At 36.7% G+C, this 14,848-nt stretch carries 18 protein-coding genes; 14 read left to right on the top strand and 4 right to left on the bottom strand.

The window, feature by feature from the left end:
- The coding region (locus tag AN964_RS11300; RefSeq protein WP_083489315.1) for a transposase at positions 1-226 on the bottom strand (226 nt) is incomplete at its 3' end.
- A 215-nt stretch (positions 227-441) separates the two neighbouring features.
- Positions 442-636 (bottom strand): hypothetical protein, encoded by a 195-nt coding sequence (locus AN964_RS11295; RefSeq protein WP_055739773.1) that lies wholly within the window; start codon positions 634-636, stop codon positions 442-444.
- 150 nt (positions 637-786) lie between these two features.
- On the opposite strand from AN964_RS11295, the gene AN964_RS11290 reads away from it, so the two are divergent.
- The 9 genes from AN964_RS11290 to AN964_RS11255 all read left to right on the top strand — a co-directional run bounded on the left by AN964_RS11290 (position 787) and on the right by AN964_RS11255 (position 8,784).
- Positions 787-1,593, top strand: coding sequence for an amino acid ABC transporter substrate-binding protein (locus AN964_RS11290; protein WP_152982374.1), 807 nt, complete (start codon positions 787-789; stop codon positions 1,591-1,593).
- A 13-nt stretch (positions 1,594-1,606) separates the two neighbouring features.
- Positions 1,607-2,290 carry an amino acid ABC transporter permease gene (locus AN964_RS11285; RefSeq protein ID WP_055739771.1) on the top strand — a complete coding sequence of 228 codons (684 nt, stop codon included), beginning with the start codon at positions 1,607-1,609 and terminating at the stop codon, positions 2,288-2,290.
- 13 nt (positions 2,291-2,303) lie between these two features.
- Positions 2,304-3,050: an amino acid ABC transporter ATP-binding protein gene (locus AN964_RS11280; RefSeq protein ID WP_055739770.1), complete on the top strand. Its 747-nt coding sequence runs from the start codon at positions 2,304-2,306 to the stop codon at positions 3,048-3,050.
- Positions 3,051-3,205: 155 nt separating this feature from the next.
- Positions 3,206-3,343 (top strand): hypothetical protein, encoded by a 138-nt coding sequence (locus tag AN964_RS26675; RefSeq protein ID WP_163258566.1) that lies wholly within the window; start codon positions 3,206-3,208, stop codon positions 3,341-3,343.
- A gap of 65 nt (positions 3,344-3,408) precedes the next feature.
- Positions 3,409-3,858 carry a Dps family protein gene (locus AN964_RS11275; protein WP_055739769.1) on the top strand — a complete coding sequence of 150 codons (450 nt, stop codon included), beginning with the start codon at positions 3,409-3,411 and terminating at the stop codon, positions 3,856-3,858.
- Positions 3,859-4,063: 205 nt separating this feature from the next.
- Positions 4,064-5,554, top strand: a complete 1,491-nt coding sequence (gene argH / locus AN964_RS11270; RefSeq protein ID WP_437177116.1) for an argininosuccinate lyase — start codon at positions 4,064-4,066, stop codon at positions 5,552-5,554.
- A 121-nt stretch (positions 5,555-5,675) separates the two neighbouring features.
- Positions 5,676-6,962, top strand: coding sequence for an extracellular solute-binding protein (locus tag AN964_RS11265; protein ID WP_083489314.1), 1,287 nt, complete (start codon positions 5,676-5,678; stop codon positions 6,960-6,962).
- 65 nt (positions 6,963-7,027) lie between these two features.
- Positions 7,028-7,942, top strand: coding sequence for a carbohydrate ABC transporter permease (locus AN964_RS11260; RefSeq protein WP_055739767.1), 915 nt, complete (start codon positions 7,028-7,030; stop codon positions 7,940-7,942).
- 11 nt (positions 7,943-7,953) lie between these two features.
- Positions 7,954-8,784 carry a carbohydrate ABC transporter permease gene (locus tag AN964_RS11255; protein WP_055739766.1) on the top strand — a complete coding sequence of 277 codons (831 nt, stop codon included), beginning with the start codon at positions 7,954-7,956 and terminating at the stop codon, positions 8,782-8,784.
- A gap of 225 nt (positions 8,785-9,009) precedes the next feature.
- On the opposite strand, the gene AN964_RS11250 is transcribed toward AN964_RS11255, so the two are convergent.
- The gene (locus AN964_RS11250; RefSeq protein ID WP_055739765.1) at positions 9,010-9,495 is read right to left on the bottom strand and encodes an NUDIX domain-containing protein; all 486 of its coding nucleotides are present in this window, start codon (positions 9,493-9,495) and stop codon (positions 9,010-9,012) included.
- 451 nt (positions 9,496-9,946) lie between these two features.
- On the opposite strand from AN964_RS11250, the gene AN964_RS11240 reads away from it, so the two are divergent.
- Together AN964_RS11240 and proC are read left to right on the top strand one after the other, a co-directional pair.
- The gene (locus AN964_RS11240; protein ID WP_055739764.1) at positions 9,947-10,435 is read left to right on the top strand and encodes a glutathione peroxidase; all 489 of its coding nucleotides are present in this window, start codon (positions 9,947-9,949) and stop codon (positions 10,433-10,435) included.
- Positions 10,436-10,536: 101 nt separating this feature from the next.
- Positions 10,537-11,367 carry a pyrroline-5-carboxylate reductase gene (gene proC / locus AN964_RS11235; protein WP_055739763.1) on the top strand — a complete coding sequence of 277 codons (831 nt, stop codon included), beginning with the start codon at positions 10,537-10,539 and terminating at the stop codon, positions 11,365-11,367.
- A gap of 266 nt (positions 11,368-11,633) precedes the next feature.
- Here proC and AN964_RS11230 read toward each other — a convergent pair whose 3' ends face one another.
- Entirely contained in the window at positions 11,634-12,896 is a 1,263-nt protein-coding gene (locus AN964_RS11230) for an Nramp family divalent metal transporter (RefSeq protein WP_244885887.1), read from the bottom strand.
- A 308-nt stretch (positions 12,897-13,204) separates the two neighbouring features.
- Between AN964_RS11230 and AN964_RS11225 the strand changes: the two genes are divergently transcribed.
- The 3 genes from AN964_RS11225 (at position 13,205) to AN964_RS11215 (ending at position 14,778) form a co-directional block, all read left to right on the top strand.
- Positions 13,205-13,642, top strand: a complete 438-nt coding sequence (locus AN964_RS11225; protein ID WP_055739761.1) for a MaoC family dehydratase N-terminal domain-containing protein — start codon at positions 13,205-13,207, stop codon at positions 13,640-13,642.
- An 81-nt stretch (positions 13,643-13,723) separates the two neighbouring features.
- Positions 13,724-14,110: a MaoC/PaaZ C-terminal domain-containing protein gene (locus tag AN964_RS11220; RefSeq protein WP_055739760.1), complete on the top strand. Its 387-nt coding sequence runs from the start codon at positions 13,724-13,726 to the stop codon at positions 14,108-14,110.
- A gap of 200 nt (positions 14,111-14,310) precedes the next feature.
- Positions 14,311-14,778 carry a flavin reductase family protein gene (locus AN964_RS11215; RefSeq protein WP_055739759.1) on the top strand — a complete coding sequence of 156 codons (468 nt, stop codon included), beginning with the start codon at positions 14,311-14,313 and terminating at the stop codon, positions 14,776-14,778.
- Positions 14,779-14,848: the final 70 nt, after the last annotated feature.

Raw genomic sequence — 14,848 nt, 5'->3', positions numbered from 1 at the left:
AAAGATCCCAACCGGATGTATATTGAATAAAGGTAAGTTTAATCAAGATCACGGGATCAATACTTGGGCGTCCAACTGCGGAATATGTTTCTTCCACTAAATCATAAATGAAAGAGAAATCAATCGCTGCCTCCATTTTTCGGACTAAATGATTTTCGGGAACCAACTGGTCTAAAGCGATCATTTCTACTTGATCACGTTGAATGGAATTATGTTTTGAAAGCATCTTCATCACCCCAAGTATTATTTCTATTTATATTTTAAAACAAAAAAGACTGTAGGCAAGCTCGATCTTCATCGAGTTTGTCTACAGTCTGAGAGGAATAAGGTTCATACCTTCATTCCTCTTTTTTAATGTAAAAAAGGAGTGAAAATAGTGTTACATAATAATATTATGTTAACGTAATTTGCTCCAATACTTCTAACATTCATTTATCCTTATTATTTAAGACGATTTCCAAAGAGGACTATTAAAGCTTTTACAATTAAAACAACGGAGAAAAGAATGACGATAATTGCACCAACTACCATTAAAACCGTTGCTAAAGTTGCAGGTATGATGGATGTTGTAACCAATGATGGAAGGATAATTAAAGCAAACCCGGAAAGGATTGCGTAGAAATACTGAAGATTCATCTTCACCACCTCCTTGAATTAATATATGTACAATCCTTAAGATGGTGAAGAAATTCCGCATATTTGAAACATTGTCCTATTTGCATACATTTGAAAAACCGTGGAGATGATAAAAAAAGAAACGATGATTAAAATATTGGGGGAATCATTTTGAAAAAATATACACTCATCATCCTATTCTCGGTTTTATTCCTATTGTTAACAGCTTGTGGTACTTCCAATCGCAATACAGGAAGTGATAAGGATGGTAAAAATACTCTTTACCAAAATATCCAAAAAAAAGGAGTTATTACGATAGGGACGGAAGGAACATATGCCCCTTTTACGTATCATGACAGTACTGGAAAGCTGACTGGATTTGATATTGACATTGCAAATGAAGTGTTTAAAAGATTAAATATCAAACCTAAGTACATTGAAACCAAGTGGGACGGAATGATAGCGGGCTTAGATGCTAAACGATATGACTTGGTCGCCAACGAAGTAGCAGTAAGACCTGATCGATTAAAAAAATACGATATGTCTGATCCGTACATTGTTTCAAAAGCTGTGTTGATTGTTCGCAAAGATAACAACACCATCAAATCATTAGATGATTTAAAAGGGAAAAAGGTTGGGCAATCTTTGGATAGTAATTATCGAAAAATTGCAGAAGATCACGGTGCAACAAATACGGTCGTAGACGGCTTTAACCAAGCCGTTGATCTTATAACTTCCCGACGGATTGATGCAACGATAAATGACAGCCTTTCTTATCTCGATTTGAAGAAGCATCGTCCGGATTTACCGATTAAAGAAGTATACGAGGAAAAAAAAGCAACAAGTAATGCCTTTTTATTCCGAAAAGGCAATAAAGATCTAGTAGATGCGGTTAATAAAGCTCTTGCAGATATGAAAAAGGATGGCTCGTATTTAAAGATTTCAAAAAAATGGTTTGGTACAGATGTATCGAAGTAAAGGATAAAAGACAATGTTTACTAGTGACCGTTCAGAACATATTATAGGGATCCTGCGCGATTCCTTTTTTCCTATATTACAAGCAGGGTTATACTTTACCATTCCATTAACCCTCATCACTTTTGTTTTAGGTCTGATATTAGCCTTTTTAACCGCATTGGCAAGAATATCTGACATTAAAATAGTGGATTACATTGCTCGTTTTTATGTATGGATATTCCGTGGAACACCATTAATTGTTCAATTATTCATTTTGTTTTATGGTTTTCCTAGTATCGGAATCACATTAAACCCCTTTCCAGCGGCAATCATTGGATTTACATTGAATGTCGGTGCCTATGCTTCCGAAATATTTAGAGCTTCCATTCTTTCGATTCCTAAAGGCCAATGGGAAGCTGCATTCTCAATAGGGATGACAAAATCGCAAGCAATGAAACGAATTGTATTGCCGCAAGCAATGCGGGTTTCTGTTCCTCCATTAGGCAATTCGTTTATAAGTTTGGTTAAGGATACCTCCTTGGCAGCAACGATAACCGTAACAGAAATGTTTCAAAAAGGACAGCAAATTGCCGCTGCAACCTATGAACCATTATGGTTATATATTGAAGTCGCTTTTATTTATTTAATATTTAGCACTGTGCTATCCTATGCACAATCGGCGCTTGAAAAACGGTATAATCGTAGCATAGCAAAATAATGGAGGAAACATCATGATTACAATTGAAAAGCTCTATAAAAAATTTGATGACCTTGAAGTGTTAAAAGGTATTGATGTAACACTTGAAAAAGGAAAAACTGCTGTTATTATAGGTCCCTCTGGGTCGGGGAAAACAACCTTACTCCGTTGTTTAAATCTATTAGAAATACCGGATAGCGGAAAAATCACATTGGGTACAAAGAAAATCGAATTTATTCCCTCCACTAAATTAAAAACCAGGGAAATGATGACATTTCGAAAGCAAACAGGGATGGTATTTCAAGGGTACAACTTATTCCCTCATTTAACTGCAATCGAAAATATTATGGAAGGACAAATCGTTGTGCTGAAAAGGTCAAAGGAAGAGGCTCGAAAAAAAGCCCTTACCTTGTTGGAAAAGGTTGGTCTAAAGGATCGCGGGGATATGTATCCCCATCAACTTTCCGGAGGGCAGCAGCAGCGGATTGGGATTGCCCGGGCGATGGCCATGGACCCGGAAGTACTCCTATTTGATGAACCTACATCAGCCTTGGACCCAGAACTAGTTGGCGAGGTTTTAAAAGTTATGAAGGATCTTGCTAAGGAAGGGATGACAATGGTAATTGTAACGCATGAGATGAAATTCGCTCATGATGTTGCTGACCAAGTCATCTTCATGGACCAAGGTATTGTGATGGAGAATGGGACACCTGATGAAGTATTTGATCACTCCAATAACCCGAGGCTTTTACAGTTTTTAAATAAGGTTATTGCTAGATAAGAAAAGTGAAGCACTGCAGCTCAAGCCTGTGGATTTCGAAGTCTTCGACACAAGGAACCAAGGCGAGGGACAAGCCGATGTTGACTGAGAAATCCCGCTTGCGGGCGAATGACTAGCCAAACTTGTGTAATGATAAAAAAACGAGGTGTAAAAAGATGAATAAGAAAACGGAGACAAATAGAGCTTCCCAGAAGGGCAACAAAGATAATCAATCTTTAGAAGAAAGAGCATTAAAGAATATGCCATCCGAACCATTACCACAGCCAAAAGATTATGATGAAATCGAATATTAATTTTTCATGTATAAAAGCCAGCGCCTTTCAAAAAATAAGAAAAAACTTGAAAGGTAAGGTATTACATGTCAAATCAAAAGCTTATCAATTTTTTAAACCAAGAACTATCTAATTTTAATATTATGTATGTTAAATTGCATCGATATCACTGGTTTGTCCAAGGCAGACATTTCTACTCACTGCACCAATTATTTGAGAATTTATACAATGAAATGGCAGACGATCTAGATGAGATAGCTGAAAGAATCTTGTCCATCGGCGGAAAACCGCTCGCAACAATGAGTAAATATTTAGAGGAAACTACTCTTGTAGAGGCAACAGCTGATGACAAAGAAAATGAAATGATTTCACAATTGATCAAGGATTACCGTCAAATGGTGGATGAAATGAAAAACACCGGTGTTAAACTAGCGGAAGAAGTGAAAGATGAACCAACTGTTGACTTACTAAATGAACTTCAAGCAAAATTTGAAAAACATTTATGGATGCTTGGTGCACTAATTGCATACGAATAAAACCTGAAACCGGAACTAGTTTTTGCTTAGTTCCGGTTTTTTACGATTTGGCCTTCCTTGATGGACAAGTATACCTATTAATGTTTAGGTATTCGAAAAAACCATGTCTAATGTGAGGAATGATTTAATAAACTTTTACCAAGTTCGTTTATTTCATATCTAATGTAAAGAAGGAGAGGAAAGCTTGCATAGAATAGAAAAAATAATGAAACAGGAAGGCTTTAAATTTCCTGGGATAACGTACGCGGAAGTCGTATTGGAACCAGCATTTGAAAATGCAAAAAAGCAATTGTTAGAACCAATGTTAGAAATTAATCGAGCCCATTTAGTTATGTTGGTAGAACAACACTTATTGACCCAAAAAGAAGGGGCAACCATTCTCGATGCTATCAGTCAGATGGATATCGAAACAATCAAAAATACCTCTTACGATGGAGAATATGAAGACTTATTTTTTCTGATTGAAAGTGAAATTATTCGTCATGCAGGTGAAATTGGGGGCAGTCTTCATTTGGCACGGAGCCGAAACGATTTAGGTGTCGCTATTTACCGCATGACATTAAGGCAGCATATACTTCAAACTATTCAATCCGCACAAAACTTCCAACAAACCTTACTTGACGTTGCCGAGGAGCATTTAGATACATTAATGCTAGGGTATACGCATACTCAGCAAGCACAGCCCATGACTTTTGCCCATTATTTACTAGCCGTCTATGACTTTGTCAATCGTGATGTTAAAAGGCTTTTCAATGCTTATAAAACGTGTAATAAAAGCCCGCTTGGAGCAGCTGCCTTAACAACCACAGGGTTTCCTATTAATCGTTATCGTGTTGCAGAGCTTTTAGGATTTGATGGGCTAGTAGAGAATTCATATGACGCAATTGCTGGGGCCGACTACTTATGTGAAGCAGCATGCGCGATTAAAGTAGCACTTATTAGTTTAGGGAGGGTTGCCCAAGATTTGTTGCTTTGGTCCACACAGGAGTTTTCTGCCATAAGCGTCGCTGATCCATATGTGCAAATCAGTTCCATTATGCCTCAAAAGCGAAATCCAGTGTCTTTAGAACATATTCGTGCCCTTAGTTCGAGCGGAGTCGGGGTTGCCGAGACAGTGTTGCAAATGATTCATAATACTCCGTTCGGGGATATTAATGATACAGAAGATGACTTGCAGCCTTTTATCTGGAAATGCCACAAAACGGCTAAGGATGTATATGCATTATCGACAGTTGTTATCGGTACTCTCAAGGTAAATAAAAATACTTTATATGAGCGTGCAAAGGAAAGTTTTGCAACGATAACAGAATTGGCAGATGCCTTAACACGTGAAGTAAATATTCCTTTTCGATCATCGCATGCCATTGCCAGCAAACTTGTCCGCATTTGCATGAATCGCAAATTACAACCCTCTCAAATTACAGACAAACATTTAGAGGAAGCAGCAATACATATTCTTGGAAAACCTCTTCAACTTTCTAACCAATTCGTAGAAAATGCAATAAATCCCGAACTATTTATACAAAAAAGATCCCAACCGGGAGGGCCGGCTCCAACTGAAGTAAAACGAATGATAGAGAACAGAAAAAATAACATAAAAGCTCAGCTTTTAGAAACAAAAACATTATTTGATAAACTATCCTCTTGCAGCGAATCATTGCATGAAATCACGAATAAATGGACGAAAACAGATTAATAAGAAAAGCGGAAGCATCTGGCCCATCCGCTAGCCGAAAGGCGCTCGAACTAGACAATGGCTAAACATGTCAATCAATTTATCGGAAGTTTTATAGACAGCTTGATGAGGGGGAACTTATATGAAGAAAAGAAAGTATATGATTTTTATTACCTTAGTCATCAGCGTGCTGTTGCTAACAAGTGCATGCGGCAAAGAAGATGGCTCTAAATCAGGCAAGATAACCATTACGTATTGGCAGTACACCTTCCCACAAAAAGTAGATATTATCAAAGATTTAATCAAAAAGTTTGAAGCGGAAAATCCGAACATTAAAGTTGTAGCACAGGATTTCCCATATGATCAATACAATCAAAAAATTGCGGCAGCAGTAAATGCCAAAAAAGGTCCGGATATTATGAATCTCTACTATGGCTGGCTTCCTCAATATCAGCAAAAAGGCTATATTCAACCCATTCCAGAAGACTTCATGAGTGCACAAGATATTGAATCCTACTATATTCCTATGATTCAAGCTTCAAAAATAGATGGAAAATATTATGGATTGCCCGTAGCGGTACGATCTCTTGCTTTATTTTGGAATAAAGATATGTTTAAAGCAGCAGGTCTAGATCCTGAGAAACCGCCAAAAACATGGGATGAACTGATTACAATGGCAAAACAAATGACCAAAATGAAAGCTAATGGGCAATATGAGCAGGAAGGTTTTGCTTGGGATGTGAATGGTCAAGGGTACCATACCTTTGAAGAAGTAATGCTGCGTCAATGGGGGGTAACACCATTTAGTGATGAAGGGAAAACAGTTCAATGGAATAGCTCACCAGAGGGTTTAGAGGCATTTAAATATTGGATTAATATGACGAAGGAAGAAAAAATAGGGGATCGTAATTTCCTGACGGATTATAATACTGCGTTTAAAGCGGGCAAAGCTGGAATGATGATTGATGGATCCTTCAGTGTTGCTGCTACAAAAGAAGCAGCAAAGTTCGACTGGGGCGTTACTACCTTGCCTGTTAAAGAAGAAGGAGGAGTAAAATCTAACTTTGGCTCCTATTGGACTAATAGTCTAGCAAAAGGGTTGTCAGGAGAAAAATTAAAAGCCGCAGAAAAGTTTTTAAAATTTTTGATTTCCGAGGATACACAAAAGGAATGGCTGGATAAAGTAGGGGAACTGCCTGCCGCAGCATCTTTTTCAGACGATGCCACCATTAAAAATGATCCTATTTACGGCCCATTTGTGGAGGGATTGGCGGATGCGCATGCGACACTTTTCGTGGATGAGGCAAAGGAAAGAGACTCCATCAATAATGCAGTTGAATCCATCCTGCTTAAAAAAGCGCCATTCGATAAAACATTTGAAGATTTAGTGAAGCAGCAACAAGATATTCGTGATCAATATTATAAATAAGGATTTTAGCACCGTCTGAACCTTTTTCACCAGACGGTGCGTTTTCCAATAAGGGGGACAAGGAGATGAATTCCACCACCGTTCATAATAAGCGGCAGCCTATGAAATTACATACTAGAAGAACGCTAACTGCTTATGCCTTTTTAACGATTCCATTGCTTTTCTTTTTATCCATTCGAATTTTTCCAACTCTTTATGCATTTTCACTCTCTTTCATGACCCAGGATCATTCAAGCGGTACATTGGATAATTACAAACAACTTTTACAGGATCCTGTTTTTTGGAAGTCTGTCTTGAACACAGGTTTGTATGTTATTGTCACCGTTCCCCTGCAGATGGCTTTTGGGTTAATTATCGCATTAGGGATTGGGCGGGTTAGGCGTTTTCGGTGGCTGTATCGAATGATTTATTTTTTGCCATATATTACTTCCATCGTTGCAGTCAGCTGGGTATGGAGACTGATGTATGACCAAAATACCGGAGTGTTTAATCAGATATTAACTTGGCTTCATATCCCTCCCCAAGGATTTCTCGGAGATCCAAGTGAATCACTTTTATCTGTGAGTGCTGTAATGATTTGGCAGGCGATGGGATTCAGTATGCTGATTTTTATGGCTGGACTTGAGGCGGTTCCTAAGCATTTTTATGAAGCGGCACAAATCGACGGGGCAAGCAAATGGAAAATGTTTTGGAAAATTACATTTCCATTATTAAATCCGACGATTGTATTTTTAGCAGTAACAGGGGTTATTCAATCCTTGCAATCCTTTACGCAAATTCAAAATCTAACCGGGGGAAGCGCCGCTAATGCAGGAGGACCATTAAATAGTACTTTAAGTATCGTGGTATACATGTATAAGAACGCCTTTACTGATTTTAATATGGAGTATGCTTCCGCCATTACAGTTGTTTTATTTATCATTATTTTACTCGTAACGTTAATACAGTTAAGAATTTTAAATAAAAGCTATGAATATTAGGAGGTGTTTTTATGCAAAGGAAGAAGAAGGACATCGGGGCTGTCATTATTCATCTTTTTCTTATAGCTGGAGTCATTATCGTTGCATTTCCATTTGTATGGATGATCCTGTCATCTTTAAAAAGCATCTCTGATTTTTATAATTTTACCTTTCTTCCAAAGAAAATTGATTGGTCAGGCTACGAATATATTTTTAAAGAAACCGAATTCTTGCGCTGGTACTGGAACAGTATTGTCGTAGCAATAATCGTTACTATCAGCTGCCTTATTTTTAATTCTTTAGTTGGTTATGTTTTAGCGAAGCACCGTTTTCCCGGAGCAAAAGTTGTCTTTATTTTAATTCTAAGTACACTAATGATTCCAACAGAGATGCTGGTCATTCCCTGGTATATGATGGGGAGTGATTTTGGCTGGGTAGATACTTTTTGGGGGATTATGTTTCCCGGCTTGATTGAAGCGTTTGGGATTTTCTTAATAAGACAATTCATGCTCGGTGTTCCCGATGATATTTTAGATGCGGCAAGGATTGACGGAATGGGGGAATTTAAGATTTGGTGGCGAATCGCCCTTCCACAAGTAAAACCTGCATTATCGGCTTTAGGAATCATAACTTTTTTAGGAAATTGGAATGCTTATTTATGGCCGGTTATTATCACCGCTACCGATAATATGCGTACCCTTCCTGTTGGGATTTCCTTATTTTCGACTGCAGATGCAGGCGGGATAAAATGGAACCTCATTATGTGTATGAGTACAATGGCTGTAATCCCAATGATCATCGTCTTTCTCTTTTTCCAAAAAAGAATTGTAGAAGGGATTGCTTTAACAGGTGTGAAAGGGTAGAAGGGCTAGTTTAAAAACGTATTATGTATTCTTTTTGCTTTTCTTAAAAAATCGAAATAATATCGTTCCGATGACAATATAGATAACTACCATTATACTGAGGATTGGTATCCAAATATTACTCATGCTTACTGCTCCTTTCGTTATACTTCCTTATTTTAAAAGTTTCTCTTTTAGATGAAAAGTATTTGCAAGAGGGAATCAAAGAAAAAATGGATTCCCTCTTTATTTTATCTTTAACGCTGTTTCTAATATTTTTAACGTAAGTGGATGGTCATCGATGATATAAGAGATTTGGTCCGGTTCCACCCAAATACGAGCTAGAGATTCATTTTTTCGCAAAAATGGCAAGCACTCTGTAATTTCCATACGATAAAACAATTGATATCCGATTAAAGGGTATATTCCATTTGGATCAAAAAGAGGATTATCTGAATGGTTTACTTCTATTGTACCTAAATATTTTATTTCTCCCTTTACATAGCCCTCCTCATAGGCTTCACGATGAAAGGCCTGTTCAGGTGTTTCATTTCCTTCGATATGTCCGCCCGGCATATTGAAGCCGCGATTATCAATCTTAACCAACATAATTTTTTCATCCAGAAAACAATATCCGTGCACACTTGTCACTAATGCAACGTTGGGCATCCTATTTGGAAGCCAAGTTAGTTTAACATGATGACCATTCCAGTTAACATATGATTGATCCATCTGAATTTCCCCCCCTAAAATGATGGAATGATATAGTTTAACATTACATTAAATATTCTTGAATAATATTCATTTCCCTTTTCAAGAAGTCGCCAGTTTGTGACAAACTTTTTAAATTTCATAATTGGAGGCGGTAAAATGACAAGAAGAATACCGACATTTATGGATAGTCCTTATTTTGTGGGTGAACCGGGAAATTGGCATCTAAAATATGGAGCACCAGAAGAATTATAAATTGAATTACAAGAGTATATGGAAGCTTTAGAAGATGAAAATGTACCTGGTACGATATACGCGAATCATATTTTATACCCCTATGATAATGAAGTATAGACGGAGAAATCCTTTAAGGATTCTCCTGTTTTTATTTATAGTAAATAAAAAGGTATATTTGTTTATAGTGTTTAATCATATATTTAGAAATATCTATTAAAGAAAAGAGGGGTTACCAATGAGTTTTTACTATCATTCAGCACGATTAATAAATGGCGAAGAAGTTTCAATGACTAACTACAAAAATAAAGTTCTGCTTATTGTAAATACTGCCAGTAAATGCGGATTCACAAAACAATTTAAAGACTTGGAAACATTATATCAAAAGTATAAAAACAAAGAATTTGAAATACTCGGCTTTCCATGTAATCAATTTGGGGAGCAAGATCCAGGAAGCAATGAGGAAATTGCCCAATTTTGCACCCTTAACTATAATGTTTCCTTTCCAATGTTTGAAAAGATAGAGGTAAATGGAGAAAATGCACATCCTATCTATCAATATTTAACGTCACATGCAGCAGGATTTTTAGGAACCAAAAAAATAAAATGGAACTTCACCAAATTTTTAATCAACCGTCAAGGCGAGGTGGTTGCAAGATACGCGCCGAATATAAATCCTTTGAAAATTGAAAAGGACATTGAAAAATATTTGACTCCTATAAATTAACAATCCAAAATAAATGGTTAGTCTTATTCTATTTATCTATTTAATTTAACGTGTTATGATAGTAAACGTTGTATAAAAATAGATGGATAGAGGGATTAAAAATGACCTTGAACCAAAGCATCGCTTTTTTAGGAGCAGGGCCAATGGCAGAAGCTATAATATCAGGCATCATAAATAAACAGATTATTCCTGCTCCCCATATATTTGTTCAAAATCATCATAATAAAGAGAGACTATTAGATTTACGAAATAAATACCATATTAATATAGATAATGTTGAAATCGAAAAAGCCGATATCATCGTATTGGCAATGCAACCTAAGCATTTAGAACAAGCATTACTTTCCATTAAAAATAAAGTAACATCAGACCAAGTAATTATATCTGTCGTTACTAGTGTAAATACCAGTTATATGGAGGAATGCCTTGGTGGACAGCCGCAAATGATTCGAGTCATGCCGAATACATCCAGTATGGTCGGAGAGTCTGCAACTGCATTATCCGCAGGTGCTTACACATCAAAAGATTCTGTTGCTCTCGCAATGGAAATTTTCAGAGGTATTGGTGAAGTATACCAAATCGAAGAAAAACATATGGATATATTTACGGGAATTGCCGGCAGTGCACCTGCTTTCTTTTATGCATTAATGGAACAAATGGAGCAAGCGGCTGTCGAAGAGGGATTACCAAAATCCATAGCTCGCTATGCAATTGCTCAAACAGTCTTTGGCTCGGCTAAAATGGTTCTTGAACAAGAGGAATCTTTTGCAGAACTTATTAAAAATGTTGCTGCTCCTAATGGACCTACGGCAAAAGGATTGGAAGCTCTCGAGGCTTTTGGCGGCAATAAAGCAATAATAGAAGCAGTAAAAGCTACAGTTGAAAGATCAAAAGAAATGGGGGAACCTTTCGTTAAGGTCCTTTCAAAATGATAAAAGTTAGAAGCAGGTCTGTTTATGCAGCGGCCTGTTTTTTTATTATGCTTGGCAAGATTTGCTATAAAGGATCTTTAGCAAAACGAATAATTTGGAATTCAGGCAAATGAGGAGATAATTCAGTCAGTTTGAACAATAATTCAGCGAAATCTAGACATAATCCCGCGAATTCCAAGCATTATCCCGCCAATTTTTACAATAATCCCGCGAAACGCTAAACAAAAAAAAGTTGTGAAGCACACATGTCATCACAACTTTCCTTTTTAAAATATCGTTTCAATAAGAAGAAATATGTTCAATGCTACTACCAATCCCGCAACAATCCAGCCAATGATAGTTGTAATCCGATGATTTACAAGAGCACCCATAATTTTTTTATTACTTGTAAAAATAATTAAAGGTATTAATGCAAAAGCAATCCCAAATGACAGAATGACTTGGCTGATAACTAATGCACTAGTTGGATTCACACCCAGTATAATGATGGCTAATGGCGGAATCATGGTGATCGCTCTTCGCAGATAAAGATTGATATGCCTATTAATAAATCCTTGCATTACAACATCTCCGGACATAGTACCAACAGAAGAGCTTGAAAGCCCTGCAATTAAGAGTCCAAGTCCAAAAGATATGGAAGCGACCGGACCAACATAATGTTTAAATTGATCATATGCAACATTCAAATCTTCTACCACTAACCCGTGCTTGTGAAATAAGGCTGCTGATACCACTAGCATACTCATATTAATGGCACCGGCAATAATCATGGCAATCACGATATCAAAAAACTCAAATTTAAAAATTTGTTTCTTCTCGCGGTCATTTCTCCCAACAATTCGATTTTGTGTTAAAGATGAATGCAAGTAAATTGCATGAGGCATAACAGTTGCTCCCAGAATACCTGCACCGAGTAAAATACTATCAACACCTTGAAATTTCGGAAGCACAAGTCCTTTCGCAACTTCACCCAAATCGGGTCTAGCCAAAAAGGTTTGTAAGGCAAATGCCAATACAACGATTAAGACCATTGCAGCAATTCCTGCTTCTAAGGAACGGTAACCTCTTCGCTGCAGCTCTAAAATTGCAAAGGAGCCGACAGCAGTGATTAAAGCAGCTGGAACCATCGGAATATCAAATAATAAATATAGTCCCAGGGCTGCACCAATAAATTCCGCTAAATCCGTTGCAATGATAACAAGCTCACTTTGAATCCATAAGAAGATGGAGGCTCCTTTAGAAAATCTTTCTCTTGCAATTTCAGGAAGATTTTTCTGAGTAGCAATCCCTAATTTTGCTGAAAGAGATTGAATAAGTACCGCCATTAAATTCGATACTGCAATCACCCAAAGTAAAAGATACCCGTATTTAGAACCAGCAGTTATGTTAGTAGCAAAATTACCGGGATCAATATAGGCAACAGCCGCAATAAACGCCGGTCCTAGAAAAGGAAGGATTCTTTTAATGCCTGAAACTTCGCCTCTGAGCACTGCTCTTGCATTGGAAGTTGTTTTATTCGTTTTTGGTATATATTTACGCGGTAATGTTTTATCGCTCAATTTTTGTTTCCTCCCTACTCAAAAGTAAACCTTCAACAAAAAAGTTTCCTTAGGGAAAATTAGTATATTTACATTGTATTCATGTAATTCGAAAATGTAAACTATTTTAATTGATTTTTAGTTAATTAGTTTTTAAGTTTTTTTAACCCGATCTTCTTACTTAAATCATGCCCAACTTTGTCTTTAATCACATGTGTTTCTTGTTGTTGTAATTTTAGGAAAAGTAGAAAAGTGTTATAATTAAATTACTTATATTTTCAATTAAGAAGGGAGAAACCATGGAGAAAAGTAATAAAACAGGAAAAACCTTTAAGGTTCGTTCATTTACTGTCGAACGTGGGAAAATAAAAGAATTTGCTATGGCTATCGGAGATGAAAATCCTTTATATTATGATGTCGGAGCAGCGAAAGAACAAGGCTTTCGGGATATTCCTATCCCACCTACATTTCCAACTGTCATAGAAATGTGGAGCGGGTTAGATTTTGAAACATTAATTCGCGAACTGGAATTGAACCCATTAAAGGTTTTGCATGGAGAACAGGAATATGAATATTTCGATGATATTTGTGCGGGTGATGAGATTAGCTGTACAGCTAAAGTAATTTCTCATATTGAAAAAAGACGAATGAACTTCATTACAATTGAAAATCAATTTTCACGTGATGGAAAAATTGTATTAATAGCTCGAAGCAATATTATTGAAAGAAATGAATAAAAGCTCTTTTCTTAAAGTTAAAATCGTTTTTGGATTTTATCTATCCATTCAAAAATCAGCAATAATAAATGAGGTGAAAAAATGAGCGAATTAGAAACGTTGCAAAAAGATACCATTACGCATACGCAGCTCGTTCGATATGCCGGGGCATCCGGAGATTTTAATCCTATACATACAGTTGTACCCATTGGAGAAGAGGCAGGTTTAGGCGGAGTGATCGCACATGGAATGCTTGTCATGGGGATGGCAGGGGAAGCATTAACAAAATGGTTTCCAAGACAAAATTTAAGAGCTTTCAAAGTGCGCTTTTCGGCTATGACCAGACCAGGCGAAAAATTGTCCATCGAAGGAATAATTGATGATGAAAAAAGCGTAGACGGAGAAAGGAGATGGATCGGCAAAATTTTTGTAAAAAATGAAAACGGAGAAGTTAAATTAAAGGGAGGATTCGAGGTTAAAAAGCCATAAATCGGCTACTGCCATTTCTTTACTATCTCTTTCTAAAATGATGATATCAGTACGATTTTTTTGACATTGTTTTCAAAAGAATTGTATAGTTTTATTCATGAGGCATGTTTTTAAAACGAAAAATTAAGTCTATATAAGGATTCACAAAAAAGCAATACTTTTTTCGAAAACTGCCTTTAATAAGGGAGAGAGGTATTATAATGGATTCAAGAGTCTTTCGCAATGCTATGGGGAATTTTGCAACGGGAATAACCATTGTCACAACAGAATCGGAAGGTGAAATACATGGCATGACTGTTAATGCCTTTATGTCTGTTTCACTTGATCCGATGTTAGTAGTTGTTTCCATAGATAAAAAAGCAAGCATGTACGATATTATGCAAAAAACGAAAAAATACGCTGTAAGCTTTTTAAAAGAAGAACAAACAGATTACTCCATGATATTTGCAGATCAAATGGACGGGAAAGAAAAGGTAGAATATGATCGGTTAGATGGACAGCCGGTTTTAAAAAATGCCTTGACCACCATAGCATGTGAAGTGCAAGATATGGTGAAAGCAGGGGACCATATGTTGTTTATCGGAAAAGTAACAGATATTGCTATAAATGAAGGTGACCCGCTTCTATACTTTGGCGGCAGTTATCGGAAATTAAAGGACATCGAATAAGATGTTCTTTTTTTGTGACTTATTCATTGTCAAACGTATTTGTAATAGTTTTAACAAAAGAAAAGGAAAA

Source organism: Heyndrickxia shackletonii (assembly GCF_001420715.1).
Lineage (GTDB): Bacteria > Bacillota > Bacilli > Bacillales > Bacillaceae_C > Margalitia > Margalitia shackletonii.
The sequence above is the reverse complement of the archived record's forward strand: the minus strand, read 5'-3'. Positions and strand labels throughout refer to the sequence as shown.

Coding starts and splice junctions, on each gene's coding strand:
- AN964_RS26675 (WP_163258566.1), top strand. CDS start 3,206: ATGAATAAGAAAACGGAGACAAATAGAGCTTCCCAGAAGGGCAACAAA.
- AN964_RS11260 (WP_055739767.1), top strand. CDS start 7,028: ATGAATTCCACCACCGTTCATAATAAGCGGCAGCCTATGAAATTACAT.
- AN964_RS11220 (WP_055739760.1), top strand. CDS start 13,724: ATGAGCGAATTAGAAACGTTGCAAAAAGATACCATTACGCATACGCAG.
- AN964_RS11280 (WP_055739770.1), top strand. CDS start 2,304: ATGATTACAATTGAAAAGCTCTATAAAAAATTTGATGACCTTGAAGTG.
- AN964_RS11225 (WP_055739761.1), top strand. CDS start 13,205: ATGGAGAAAAGTAATAAAACAGGAAAAACCTTTAAGGTTCGTTCATTT.
- proC (WP_055739763.1), top strand. CDS start 10,537: ATGACCTTGAACCAAAGCATCGCTTTTTTAGGAGCAGGGCCAATGGCA.
- AN964_RS11215 (WP_055739759.1), top strand. CDS start 14,311: ATGGATTCAAGAGTCTTTCGCAATGCTATGGGGAATTTTGCAACGGGA.
- argH (WP_437177116.1), top strand. CDS start 4,064: ATGAAACAGGAAGGCTTTAAATTTCCTGGGATAACGTACGCGGAAGTC.
- AN964_RS11265 (WP_083489314.1), top strand. CDS start 5,676: ATGAAGAAAAGAAAGTATATGATTTTTATTACCTTAGTCATCAGCGTG.
- AN964_RS11240 (WP_055739764.1), top strand. CDS start 9,947: ATGAGTTTTTACTATCATTCAGCACGATTAATAAATGGCGAAGAAGTT.
- AN964_RS11295 (WP_055739773.1), bottom strand. CDS start 636: ATGAATCTTCAGTATTTCTACGCAATCCTTTCCGGGTTTGCTTTAATT.
- AN964_RS11285 (WP_055739771.1), top strand. CDS start 1,607: ATGTTTACTAGTGACCGTTCAGAACATATTATAGGGATCCTGCGCGAT.
- AN964_RS11275 (WP_055739769.1), top strand. CDS start 3,409: ATGTCAAATCAAAAGCTTATCAATTTTTTAAACCAAGAACTATCTAAT.
- AN964_RS11255 (WP_055739766.1), top strand. CDS start 7,954: ATGCAAAGGAAGAAGAAGGACATCGGGGCTGTCATTATTCATCTTTTT.
- AN964_RS11250 (WP_055739765.1), bottom strand. CDS start 9,495: ATGGATCAATCATATGTTAACTGGAATGGTCATCATGTTAAACTAACT.